This window comes from Citrobacter sp. Cpo091, from assembly GCF_030332645.1.
GTDB lineage: Bacteria > Pseudomonadota > Gammaproteobacteria > Enterobacterales > Enterobacteriaceae > Citrobacter > Citrobacter portucalensis.
Window position 1 is genome coordinate 159,963 of record NZ_JAOWHL010000017.1, and the last position, 11,597, is coordinate 171,559.

At 51.9% G+C, this 11,597-nt stretch carries 15 protein-coding genes; 7 read left to right on the forward strand and 8 right to left on the reverse strand.

What is annotated here, in order from left to right; all coding sequences use genetic code 11:
* Nucleotides 1-12 precede the first annotated feature (12 nt).
* Both rpoZ and gmk read right to left on the reverse strand, forming a co-directional pair.
* Complete coding sequence (rpoZ, locus tag OGY04_RS00850; RefSeq protein ID WP_000135058.1) at nucleotides 13-288, reverse strand: DNA-directed RNA polymerase subunit omega; 276 nt, start codon at nucleotides 286-288, stop codon at nucleotides 13-15.
* Nucleotides 289-342: 54 nt separating this feature from the next.
* A complete protein-coding gene (gmk, locus tag OGY04_RS00855) occupies nucleotides 343-966 on the reverse strand; it encodes a guanylate kinase (RefSeq protein WP_003024042.1) in 624 nt (207 codons plus the stop codon).
* Between the two features lie 261 nt (nucleotides 967-1,227).
* Here gmk and ligB point away from each other — a divergent pair, with 261 nt between their 5' ends.
* A complete protein-coding gene (ligB, locus tag OGY04_RS00860; protein ID WP_286584603.1) occupies nucleotides 1,228-2,907 on the forward strand; it encodes an NAD-dependent DNA ligase LigB in 1,680 nt (559 codons plus the stop codon).
* Here ligB and OGY04_RS00865 read toward each other — a convergent pair.
* Complete coding sequence (locus OGY04_RS00865) at nucleotides 2,904-3,521, reverse strand: trimeric intracellular cation channel family protein (protein ID WP_003024049.1); 618 nt, start codon at nucleotides 3,519-3,521, stop codon at nucleotides 2,904-2,906. The genes ligB and OGY04_RS00865 overlap by 4 nt on opposite strands.
* Before the next feature lie 258 nt (nucleotides 3,522-3,779).
* Nucleotides 3,780-4,643 carry a YicC/YloC family endoribonuclease gene (locus tag OGY04_RS00870; RefSeq protein ID WP_003024052.1) on the reverse strand — a complete coding sequence of 288 codons (864 nt, stop codon included), beginning with the start codon at nucleotides 4,641-4,643 and terminating at the stop codon, nucleotides 3,780-3,782.
* Between the two features lie 125 nt (nucleotides 4,644-4,768).
* Between OGY04_RS00870 and rph the strand changes: the two genes are divergently transcribed.
* Nucleotides 4,769-5,485 (forward strand): ribonuclease PH, encoded by a 717-nt coding sequence (gene rph, locus OGY04_RS00875; RefSeq protein ID WP_003024054.1) that lies wholly within the window; start codon nucleotides 4,769-4,771, stop codon nucleotides 5,483-5,485.
* 65 nt (nucleotides 5,486-5,550) lie between these two features.
* Entirely contained in the window at nucleotides 5,551-6,192 is a 642-nt protein-coding gene (pyrE, locus tag OGY04_RS00880; RefSeq protein ID WP_003837602.1) for an orotate phosphoribosyltransferase, read from the forward strand.
* A gap of 66 nt (nucleotides 6,193-6,258) precedes the next feature.
* Here pyrE and slmA read toward each other — a convergent pair whose 3' ends face one another.
* From slmA to coaBC, 3 genes are all read right to left on the reverse strand, one after another.
* The gene (gene slmA, locus OGY04_RS00885; RefSeq protein WP_003827257.1) at nucleotides 6,259-6,855 is read right to left on the reverse strand and encodes a nucleoid occlusion factor SlmA; all 597 of its coding nucleotides are present in this window, start codon (nucleotides 6,853-6,855) and stop codon (nucleotides 6,259-6,261) included.
* A gap of 116 nt (nucleotides 6,856-6,971) precedes the next feature.
* A complete protein-coding gene (gene dut / locus OGY04_RS00890; RefSeq protein WP_003827259.1) occupies nucleotides 6,972-7,430 on the reverse strand; it encodes a dUTP diphosphatase in 459 nt (152 codons plus the stop codon).
* Complete coding sequence (coaBC, locus tag OGY04_RS00895; protein ID WP_218659692.1) at nucleotides 7,408-8,628, reverse strand: bifunctional phosphopantothenoylcysteine decarboxylase/phosphopantothenate--cysteine ligase CoaBC; 1,221 nt, start codon at nucleotides 8,626-8,628, stop codon at nucleotides 7,408-7,410. The genes dut and coaBC overlap by 23 nt, the downstream gene beginning before the upstream one ends.
* A 171-nt stretch (nucleotides 8,629-8,799) precedes the next feature.
* Here coaBC and radC point away from each other — a divergent pair, with 171 nt between their 5' ends.
* The 4 genes from radC (at nucleotide 8,800) to mutM (ending at nucleotide 11,074) form a co-directional block, all read left to right on the forward strand.
* Nucleotides 8,800-9,465, forward strand: a complete 666-nt coding sequence (gene radC / locus OGY04_RS00900; protein ID WP_032945377.1) for a RadC family protein — start codon at nucleotides 8,800-8,802, stop codon at nucleotides 9,463-9,465.
* Between the two features lie 276 nt (nucleotides 9,466-9,741).
* Entirely contained in the window at nucleotides 9,742-9,978 is a 237-nt protein-coding gene (rpmB, locus tag OGY04_RS00905) for a 50S ribosomal protein L28 (RefSeq protein ID WP_003024071.1), read from the forward strand.
* Between the two features lie 20 nt (nucleotides 9,979-9,998).
* The gene (gene rpmG, locus OGY04_RS00910) at nucleotides 9,999-10,166 is read left to right on the forward strand and encodes a 50S ribosomal protein L33 (RefSeq protein WP_003024094.1); all 168 of its coding nucleotides are present in this window, start codon (nucleotides 9,999-10,001) and stop codon (nucleotides 10,164-10,166) included.
* 98 nt (nucleotides 10,167-10,264) lie between these two features.
* Nucleotides 10,265-11,074 (forward strand): bifunctional DNA-formamidopyrimidine glycosylase/DNA-(apurinic or apyrimidinic site) lyase, encoded by an 810-nt coding sequence (gene mutM / locus OGY04_RS00915; protein WP_003827288.1) that lies wholly within the window; start codon nucleotides 10,265-10,267, stop codon nucleotides 11,072-11,074.
* 38 nt (nucleotides 11,075-11,112) lie between these two features.
* Here mutM and coaD read toward each other — a convergent pair whose 3' ends face one another.
* On the reverse strand, nucleotides 11,113-11,592 hold the full coding sequence (gene coaD, locus OGY04_RS00920; protein ID WP_003024099.1) for a pantetheine-phosphate adenylyltransferase: 480 nt from the start codon (nucleotides 11,590-11,592) through the stop codon (nucleotides 11,113-11,115).
* Nucleotides 11,593-11,597 lie beyond the last annotated feature (5 nt).

Below are 11,597 nucleotides of genomic sequence, written 5' to 3' on the forward strand. Positions count from 1 at the left end.
CCCGCTTTGTGATTAACGACGACCTTCAGCAATAGCGGTAACGGCTTGTAATTCAGCGGCTTCCTGCTCTTGCTGTTCCTGGCGCTCACGCACGTCGAGGATCTGGTTGTTGATCAGACCTTCTTCGATTTCGCGCAGCGCGATAACGGTAGTTTTATCGTTTTCTTCCGGTACGAGCGGATCCTTTCCGCCTACCTGCATCTGACGAGCGCGACGCGCGGCGACCAGTACCAGGTCAAAACGGTTACCAATTTTCTCTACAGCGTCCTGAACAGTTACGCGTGCCATACTTAAAATGCTCCACAGGTGAAGAAATGACTGGGCATGATACTGAATGTGGGTTCAGTCTGCCAACAGTTTGCTGATTAAAGCGTCATGACGCTGCTTTTGGCGGCTCATGCGCAGACGTTCGGCGCGAATGATGGTTTTCAAATCGCCCAGGGCGGTGTCGAAATCATCATTCACAATAAGATAATCATATTCGGCGTAATGGCTCATTTCTGCAACAGCTTGCGCCATACGTTTCGCGATCACGTCTTCGCTATCCTGACCGCGGCCACGCAGGCGGCGGTCCAGCTCAATCTTAGACGGTGGCAAAATAAAAATACTGCGCGCATGCGGCATTTTTTCACGAATTTGCTGCGCACCTTGCCAGTCGATATCTAAAAAGACGTCTACGCCGGATGCTAATACTTGCTCAATGGTTTCACGCGAGGTGCCGTAGTAATTACCGAAAACCTCCGCGTGTTCCAGGAACGCGTCTCTGCCAATCATGGTTCTGAATTCATCATGGTTCACAAAGAAATAGTGTTCACCGTGCACTTCCCCCGGGCGCGGTGCGCGCGTGGTGTGCGAAACAGAAACCTGGGTGTCATACAACGGTTGGGTCTTTAATAAAGCCTGAATCAGGCTGGATTTACCCGCGCCACTGGGGGCAGAAACAATATAAAGCGTGCCTTGAGCCATGAGTATCTTAATGTATGTGATTGTCGAAAGAGAGCCTACATACGGGCTTATTATACACGTAGCCGCTATGTGACGTAGCCCTTGTCACACTTTTTGCGCATGTTTATTGCGTTTTGCGTACCAGTTTCCTGTTTTATCGGTGATTTGCAGCAATACATGCAAATGTCCGGAAAGCTGTTCGCAGGATGAATTTTTGCCGCTCTGTTTCTATTTCACTTCGCGCTATACCTGCCGGGAAACGTATCGTTCAGCGGAGATAGCATGGGATTATGGAAATGCATAGGGCTGGTTTTACTGGTGTGGCATTTACCTGCGTGGGCGGTATGCCCCGTCTGGTCGCCTGCCAGGGCAAACGAGGAAATTTCACGACTTCAGCAGCAGATTACACAGTGGAATGACAGTTACTGGAAACAAGGGGAAAGTGCCGTAGACGACGGCGTTTATGACCAGCTCAATGCGCAACTAATTCAATGGCAGCGCTGTTTTGGCGATGAAGCCCCACCAGATCTTTCTGCGCCCCCAACAAGTGGCACCGTCTCGCATCCTGTTCCCCACACGGGCGTTCGAAAACTTGCTGATAAGCAAGCGCTACAGCAATGGATGCTCGCTCGCAGCGATCTCTGGGTTCAACCGAAGGTGGATGGCGTGGCGGTGACGTTAGTCTATCGCAATGGCAATCTGGTACGGGCGATTAGCCGTGGTAATGGCCTGAAAGGCGAAGACTGGACGCAAAAGGTTCTGCAGATCCCTTCCGTACCACATTCCACCAAGGGGAAACTCGCTAACAGTACGTTGCAGGGTGAGATATTTTTGCAGCAAGAGGGGCATATTCAGAAGCAGAGAGGGGGAATGAACGCCCGCTCGAAGGTTGCTGGATTAATGATGCGCCAGGGCAATCCGGAAATGTTACGCTCGCTGGCAATTTTTATCTGGGCCTGGCCTGATGGTCCGGCGGTCATGCCTGAAAGACTGGAGCAGCTCACGGCTGCCGGGTTTAGTTACACGCAACGTTATACTCAGGCCGTGAAGAATGCGGATGACGTCGAAAAGTCGCGCGCCAGGTGGTGGAGTTCAGCATTACCTTTTGTGACAGATGGTGTCGTGGTGCGAACGGCAAAAGAACCACAGGCGCAGTATTGGCTACCCGGGCAGGGTGAGTGGCTGGCGGCGTGGAAATATCCTCCCGTGACGAGGGTATCTGAGGTTACTGGTATTCAGTTCTCCGTTGGTAAAAGCGGGAAAATTGCGGTGGTTGCATTGCTGACTCCCGTCATGCTGGATGATAAACGCGTACAGCGCGTCAATATTGGCTCCGTCCGACGCTGGAATGAATGGGATATCGCGCCTGGCGATCAGATTCTGGTGAGCCTGGCTGGACAAGGGATACCCCGTATAGACGAGGTGGTCTGGCGCAGCACTCAGCGTACTAAGCCAATACCCCCCGAGGGGCGCTTCAATTCATTAACCTGTTTTTATGCTACAGCGGAGTGCCAGGAACAGTTTGTTGCCAGACTGGTCTGGCTGGGCGGCAAAGAGGTGCTGGGGCTGGAGGGGATCGGCGAGGCGGGATGGCGAGAGCTCAACCAGGTGTATCGCTTTGAACATATCTTTTCCTGGCTTGGGTTAACTCAGGAACAGTTAGAGTCTGCACTTGGTGTAATCAAAGGGGAGAAGCTGTGGCATCAGTTCAACCTGTCGCGCGATCTCCCGTTCACGCGCTGGGTGATTGCCATGGGAATACCGTTAACACAGGCAACGCTAAATGCCAGCCGGGATGGTTCGTGGCAGCAATTAAAAGAACGCGATGAACAAAGCTGGCGGCAGCTCCCTTTCATGGGAGAACGGCGGGCACGGCAGGTTATTCAATGGCTGGAGGATCGAGAGGTCACAGCGCTGAGCAACTGGTTAGCTGCTCAGCGGATCGCGGGCTTTATGCCTTAATGGCCTTCGTGGCGATAGTAAAATACCGGCAGACCTAACTTCAGGCGCAGCGCCAGTAATCGGGCGGTAAAGCCGAAGAGCAGAGTAGAGATAACCACTACATCATGACTGGAGACATAATGCTGTAGCACGATGTACAACACAGCAGCGGCGAATGATACGCCAGCATACAACTCTTTCTGGAACACTAACGGGATGCGTTTGCAGAACATATCGCGTAATACGCCACCGAAGACGCCGGTCGTGACCGCAGCGACCACGGCGATAATCGGTCCATGACCCATATCCAGTGCCACCTGAGCACCGATAATAGAAAAGACCACCAGGCCCAGCGCATCCAGTACGAGGAATATTTTGCGCAGATAGGGCATGACGGGAGCAATAATGGTGGTGAGTACCGCAGCGGTCGCCACGATAATGACGTATTCAGGGTGCTTTACCCAGCCAAGAGGATAGTGGCCGAGAAGAATATCGCGTACCGATCCGCCGCCAATGGCCGTTGCGGTGGCAATGATGATGACGCCAAATGTATCCATACGACGACGCCCAGCCGCAAGCGCACCGGTCATGGCTTCGGCAGTAATACCAATTAAATATAAAACGTGTAACAGCATGTATTCCCCCTGATTTGCTGGGGGCTAAGGTTAACGATTTGTGCGCCTTGTCACGATTGAGATTTTCTAAGGTGAAGTGATTTTAATAACTACAGCTAATGCGAGTTCGCCGAAAATGCGTGGTGATATGCGCTTTGTGTTATGAGCTTTAATAAAGAATGATGAGAAAATATAATTCGAATTGAACAAGGGAGTACCAAAGCGTCGGGAAAAATACGTAGCCTCGCCATTTATTGGCGGGCTACGTAGAATGGCTGCTTACTCGATGTTCTGAATCTGCTCGCGCATTTGCTCGATCAGTACCTTCAGTTCAATCGCGGAATTCGTCACTTCGGCATTGATAGACTTCGATGCCAGAGTGTTCGACTCACGGTTGAATTCCTGCATCATGAAGTCCAGACGACGGCCAACCGCCTCTTTTTTCTTCAGAATGTTGTAGGTTTCTTTGACGTGGGCTTCCAGACGATCTAATTCTTCTGCCACATCGATACGCTGCGCCATCAGCACCAGTTCTTGCTCAAGGCGGTTATTCTCCAACTGTACCTGGGCGTCTTCCAGTTTGGCTACCAGACGCTCGCGCTGCCATTGCAGGATTTCCGGCATATGAGCACGCACTTTTGTGACTTCAGCACTGACGCCTTCCAGACGCTGCTCGATCAGCGCCTTCAGCGCCTGACCTTCGGTTTCACGCGCAACGATGAAGTCATCCAGCGTACCGTCAAGCGCGGCGAGGATTTCGGCGGCAATGGCGTCCAGATCCTGCTCCTGGGCAGCCATTACGCCTGGCCAGCGCAGGATATCAACCGGGTTGATTTCACCTTCATCGCTCTGCATTTTGACCCAGTTAGCAGCGCTAACGAGCTGTTTAGCGAGTTTTTCATTCAGAATCAGCTCGCCTTGCGCGCTGGCATCAGGCTCAAAACGCAGCGTACATTCGACTTTACCGCGCGTCAGACGCGTGCGAATACGTTCGCGAACAACGGGTTCGAGACTACGGAACTGCTCCGGCAGGCGAAAATAAGTTTCCAGATAACGCTGGTTTACCGAGCGCATTTCCCAGGTGGCGCTACCCCATTCACCCTTGATTTCACGCCGGGCGTAGGCGGTCATGCTGCGGATCATAGACGTTCCTGTTTTTAAAGATGAGATGGGAGGATTATAGCCATCCGCGTCTTGTCAGGATAGGAATAACAGTCGGAAGTCCGTATAATGCGCAGCCACATTCGTTTCAAGCCGGAGATTTTATCATGCGTCCAGCAGGTCGTAGTGCCAATCAGGTGCGTCCCGTCACCCTGACCCGTAATTATACAAAACACGCTGAAGGCTCCGTGCTGGTCGAATTTGGTGATACCAAAGTGCTGTGTACCGCCTCTATTGATGAAGGCGTACCGCGTTTTCTGAAAGGTCAGGGCCAGGGCTGGATCACCGCAGAATATGGCATGCTGCCACGCGCTACGCACACCCGTAACGCCCGTGAAGCGGCAAAAGGTAAGCAGGGCGGTCGTACCATGGAAATCCAGCGTCTGATCGCCCGCGCGCTGCGCGCAGCTGTTGACCTGAAAACGCTCGGCGAATTCACAATTACGCTGGACTGCGATGTTATTCAGGCCGATGGCGGTACGCGCACCGCATCAATTACCGGCGCATGCGTTGCGTTGGCTGATGCGCTGAACAAGCTGGTGGCGAGCGGTAAGCTGAAAACTAACCCGATGAAAGGGATGGTCGCCGCGGTTTCCGTGGGCATTGTGAACGGTGAAGCACTCTGTGACCTTGAGTACGTTGAAGACTCTGCTGCTGAAACCGACATGAACGTAGTGATGACTGAGGACGGTCGCATTATAGAGGTTCAGGGTACGGCGGAAGGCGAACCGTTCAGCCATGAAGAACTTCTCACCCTACTGGCATTGGCCCGAGGGGGAATCGAATCCATTGTAGCGACGCAGAAGGCGGCGTTAGAAAATTGATTTTAAAGGCGACTGATGAGTCGCCTTTTTTTTGTCTGTAATAAAGTGAGATGAGGAGCGAATCCATGAAACCGTATCAGCGCCAGTTTATTGAGTTTGCGCTTAGCAAGCAGGTACTAAAGTTTGGCGAATTTACGCTGAAATCCGGGCGCAAAAGCCCCTATTTCTTCAACGCCGGGCTGTTTAATACCGGGCGCGACCTGGCACTGTTAGGCCGTTTTTATGCCGAAGCGCTGGTGGATTCCGGTATTGAGTTCGATTTGCTGTTTGGCCCTGCCTACAAAGGTATTCCGATTGCGACTACTACGGCTGTAGCACTTGCGGAACACCACGATAAAGATTTGCCGTACTGCTTTAACCGTAAAGAGGCGAAGACCCACGGTGAAGGCGGCAATCTGGTCGGTAGCGCACTAGAGGGACGTGTGATGCTGGTGGATGATGTTATCACCGCAGGTACGGCGATTCGTGAGTCGATGGAAATTATCCAGGCGAATGGCGCCACCCTGGCGGGGGTACTGATTTCTCTCGATCGTCAGGAACGCGGTCGCGGCGAGATTTCCGCGATTCAGGAAGTGGAACGCGATTATGGCTGCAAGGTGATTTCTATCATTACCCTGAAAGATCTGATTGCGTATCTGGAAGAGAAACCAGAGATGGCGGAGCATCTGGTGGCAGTACGGGCCTATCGCGAAGCGTACGGCGTTTAAGAACTGCCGGATGGCGCTGCGCTTATCCGGCCTACGTAACCCCGTAGGCTGGACAAGACGAAATCGCTACTGCAATTGAGCGGCAACCAACGGCCAGCGGGTGTCAAAATCATCCGTTGGGCGGTATTTAAATTCGCTACGTACAAACCGAGACAGCATACCTTCGCAGAAAGCCAGTAACTGGCTGGCCAGCAGCGTTTCATCCACGGTGTAGCCTTCACCTTCACGCATTCTTTTTTCTCGCAGAACCTGGCGCAACTGCGCTTCAATGCGCTCAAAAAGTTGGTTAATGCGACCTTGCAGACGGTCTTGCTCGAACATCAACGCGTGTCCGGTCAGAATTCGTGTCAGGCCTGGATTACGCTCACCAAACCCTAAAATCAGCAGAACGATCAGACGCAGACGCGCGTTGGTGTCTTTTTCATCTTTCAAAATCAGATTGATACGCGTAATCAGACTATCTTCGATAAACTCAATCAGGCTATCGAACATACGGGTCTTGCTGGGGAAATGGCGATACAATGCCGCTTCGGATACGCCAACTGAGGCTGCCAGCTTTGCTGTGGTGATGCGTTGGCTACCATCGCTGGACTCAAGCATCAGTGCCAGAGACTGAAGTATTTCTTCGCGACGATTCCTTTTCGCAGTTTGCTTTTCTACCATGTTACAAAATACCCCTGAAAATAAGCTCTTGCCAGGCAGGCATCCACACAGCGACCGCAAACTGTTGTTTGCGGTGTGTTATTGCGTTATTACGCTATGGGATGCTTTTCTGCGGGTTACTTGCGCCCGGAATGGCCGAAGCCACCTTCGCCACGATCGGTGGCTTCAAACTCTTCCACCAGATTAAATTCAGCCTGCACGACCGGTACAAATACCATCTGCGCGATACGTTCGCCCGGCTCAATAGTGAAGCTGTCCTGACCACGGTTCCAGACGGACACCATCAGTTGGCCCTGGTAGTCGGAATCAATCAAACCAACCAGATTGCCCAGCACGATACCGTGCTTATGGCCCAGCCCGGAGCGAGGGAGCATTACCGCTGCCAGAGAAGGATCGGCAATGTGGATAGCTAACCCGGTTGGCACCAGCGTTGTTGCGCCCGGCGCCAGCTCTACGGCGTCATCAAGACAAGCACGCAGGTCAAGTCCGGCAGAACCAGAAGTGGCGTACGTCGGGAGCGGAAATTGTTGCCCTACGCGCGGGTCCAGAATCTTAACGTCGATTTTTTTCATCATAACGGGTCACGATCTCGTCGAGTAATAATTGGCCCAGGAGTTCTTTACGCTCAAGCGGTAAGACTTTGTCTCCATCCTGCCAAAAAAGGTGTAATGCGTTGCTATCGCTGTTAAACCCTTGAGTTGACAGCGAAACGTCGTTCGCACAGATCACATCAAGGTTTTTGCGGATGCGTTTTTGCCGGGCATATTCTTCCACATTATTTGTTTCGGCGGCAAACCCAACGACAAAAGGACGGTTAACATCCAGTGCGGCAACACCGGCGATAATGTCCGGATTTTTGACCATTTTTACTGTTAATTCATCGCCCTGCGTCGCTTGTTTTTTTATTTTTTCGTGGGCGACAGTTTCAGCGCGATAATCAGCGACTGCAGCGCAGCCGATAAAAATATGCTGTTGTTGCACCGTAGACTGCACAGCGGCTTCCATTTCCAGCGCGGTCATCACATCAACCCGTTGAACAAATGGTGGTGTGGATAACGAAACCGGACCCGATACCAGTGTGACGTTTGCCCCGCGCTTTGCGGCAGCGGCCGCGATCGCAAACCCCATCTTCCCGGAACTGTGGTTGGAAATATAACGCACGGGATCAAGCGGTTCACGCGTCGGACCCGCCGTAATCATGATGTTGAGATGTTGCAGATCGTTGACAGGTGAAAAATGTTCTGCCGCCATATCCACAATCGTTAACGGATCCAGCATACGTCCAGGGCCGATATCACCACATGCCTGACTACCGCTGTCAGGACCCCAAATGAGCAAACCGCGTGAGGCAAGAATACCCAGATTGTGCTGGGTCGCGGCAGCGCGGTACATCTGCTGGTTCATTGCTGGCAGTACAGCAACAGGAGCAGGCGTTGCCAGACAAATCGTTGACACCAGGTCGTTGGCCATACCTGCGGCGACACGAGCAATCAGGTCTGCTGTAGCGGGTGCCAGGATGACCAAATCGGCCCATTTTCCCAGCTCAATGTGGCCCATCGCGGCTTCGGCTGCGGGGTCAAGCAGGCTGTCGGAAACGGGATAACCTGAAACCGCCTGTAAACTCAGGGGAGTAATAAATGCTTTTGCCGCTTCGGTCATCGCCACGCGGACGTCAGCGCCGCGTTCCCGTAAACGACGCACCAAATCAGGGGTCTTGTACGCAGCAATACCGCCACTGACGCCAAGTACGATTTTTTTACCGGCCAGGCTCATCATGATCTTTCCTGTTGGGTTTCACCAGAAGGCGGATATTTTATCACAATCCGCAATTTGTCGTGCTTTTGACCGTACTCCACTTTGCGAGGCGCTACGAAGAAGTGAAAACAGCACGTCGATTCACCGTCGGTGTTATGCCACTATGCGGACGCGAAAGGAGGGAGAAGCATGGAAAATACAGGAAGTATGATGCCCCGGGAAAAGCTATTGGCGCAGGGGGCCAGTTCTCTGACCGATGTTGAGCTTTTGGCTCTTTTTTTACGTACCGGCATGCAGGGTAAAGATGTGCTTACGCTGGCGAAAGAGATGCTTCAGCATTTTGAGTCGCTGTATGGCCTGTTGTCTGCTGATTACATGGATTTTAGCTATGTTCAGGGAATCGGTATCGCGAAGTACGCACAGTTGAAGGGGATTGCGGAGCTGGCAAGACGCTACTACAACGTGCGAGTGATAGAGGAGCGGGCTCTACTTAGTCCGGAAATGGCGCGTGAATTTCTGCAAAGCCAGCTTTCGCAAGAGGAACGCGAGATCTTTCTGGTGATCTTTATGGATTCTCAACATCGCGTGATTAAACACAGCAAACTTTTTTCCGGTACGCTTAGCCATGTCGAGGTGCATCCGAGAGAAATTGTCCGTGAAGCGATAAAAATGAATGCTTCTGCGGTGATCCTTGCGCATAATCACCCTTCGGGGTGTGCAGAGCCGAGTAAAGCAGATAAACTCATCACCGAGCGTGTTGTGAAATGCTGTCAGTTCATGGATATCCGGGTGCTTGATCATCTGGTCATTGGGCGCGGAGAGTACGTTTCTTTTGCGGAACGCGGTTGGATTTAACGCACTTTACGCGATCCATCGGGATCTTTGTCTGTTCGGGACTTGAGCACATCGCTGACTCAGCGTATACTACGCCACCTTTGAGAATCTCGGGTTTGGCATTTGGGCCTGGCAATCGAGAGTTCGCAAATACGCAAAATCATTCTTGTTGCGTCCAATGACGAGGCAACATTGAAAGATTAAGTGTATTGAACTGCGATAACCGGGCTGAGAAGCCTGACGAGGCGCCAATACCCCATACGAAGCTCGAGCTAATTTGATTTTTGGAGAATAGACATGTCCCGAGTCTGCCAAGTTACTGGCAAGCGTCCGGTGACCGGTAACAACCGTTCCCACGCACTGAACGCGACTAAACGCCGTTTCCTGCCTAACCTGCACTCTCACCGTTTTTGGGTTGAGAGCGAGAAGCGTTTTGTCACCCTGCGTGTATCTGCTAAAGGTATGCGTGTTATTGATAAGAAAGGCATCGAAACAGTTCTGTCTGAACTGCGTGCCCGTGGCGAAAAGTACTAAGTACTAAGAGGAAATAAATCATGGCTAAAGGTATTCGTGAGAAAATCAAGCTGGTTTCTTCTGCTGGTACTGGTCACTTCTATACCACTACGAAGAACAAACGTACTAAGCCGGAAAAACTGGAACTGAAAAAGTTCGATCCAGTTGTTCGTCAGCACGTTTTATACAAAGAAGCGAAAATCAAATAATTTTCGTTTCGATGTAAAGAAAAACCCTGCCTCGGCGGGGTTTTTTGTTTTCTGGCCGTCCCCATATTAATGAGACCTGACATACCGCCGGAGATACTATGCCTGAATTACCTGAAGTCGAAACCAGCCGCCGTGGTATTGAGCCGCATCTGGTGGGGGCAACGATTATGCACGCGACGGTGCGTAACGGTCGTTTGCGTTGGCCAGTATCTGAGGAAATCTATCGTCTGAGTGATCAACCTGTCCTCAGCGTACAGCGGCGCGCGAAATACCTGCTGCTAGAACTGGCGGATGGCTGGATAATCATTCATCTGGGGATGTCGGGTAGCTTGCGTATCCTTCCTGAAGAGCTTCCGGCAGACAAGCACGACCACGTTGACTTAGTGATGAGCAACGGCAAAGTTCTGCGTTATACCGATCCCCGTCGCTTTGGCGCCTGGCTGTGGACTAAAGAACTGGATGGACATAATGTCCTCGCTCATCTTGGCCCTGAGCCGCTGAGCGATGATTTCAACGCCAATTATCTACAGCAGAAATGTGCGAAGAAGAAAACGGCGATTAAACCCTGGCTGATGGATAACAAACTGGTGGTGGGTGTGGGTAATATCTACGCCAGCGAGTCGCTATTTGCGGCTGGGATTCATCCTGACCGTCTTGCGTCATCATTGTCGAAAGATGAGTGTGAATTGCTGGTACGCGTTATCAAGGCGGTGTTGCTGCGCTCTATCGAGCAGGGCGGGACGACGCTGAAGGACTTTCTGCAAAGTGATGGTAAGCCTGGCTATTTTGCCCAGGAGCTGCAGGTCTATGGGAGAGAAGGTGAACCTTGCCGCGCATGTGGCGCACCGATTGTTGCGACAAAACACGCCCAGCGTACAACGTTCTATTGTCGTCGCTGTCAGAAATAGTTTCATTGCTGGCCGGATGCTGCATCCGGCCTGGTGCATTACTTCAGTTTACTCATTAATGCCTGATGGACGTTTTCCGGCAAAAAGTGCGTCACGTCACCCTGGTGGCGGGCAACTTCTTTCACCAGTGACGATGAGATAAATGACCACTCTTTAGATGGCATCAGAAAAACGCTTTCCAGCTGTGGCATGAGGTGGCGGTTCATATGGGCCAGCTGCATTTCATACTCAAAATCGGCTACCGCGCGCAGGCCACGGATCAGAATGTTCGCCTGATTATCACGGGCAAAGTTTGCCATCAGATCGCTGAATCCCAGCACTTCCACATTGCCAAGATGCGCCGTTGCCTGTTGTGCCAGCTCAACACGCTCTTCCAGAGTAAACATCGGCTTTTTACTGGGACTTGCGGCTATTGCCAGAATCACGTGATCAAACATGCTTGTCGCACGCGTCACGATATCGAGGTGGCCGTTAGTAATAGGATCAAAGGTTCCTGGATAAATCGCCCGTTTTTGCATGACTT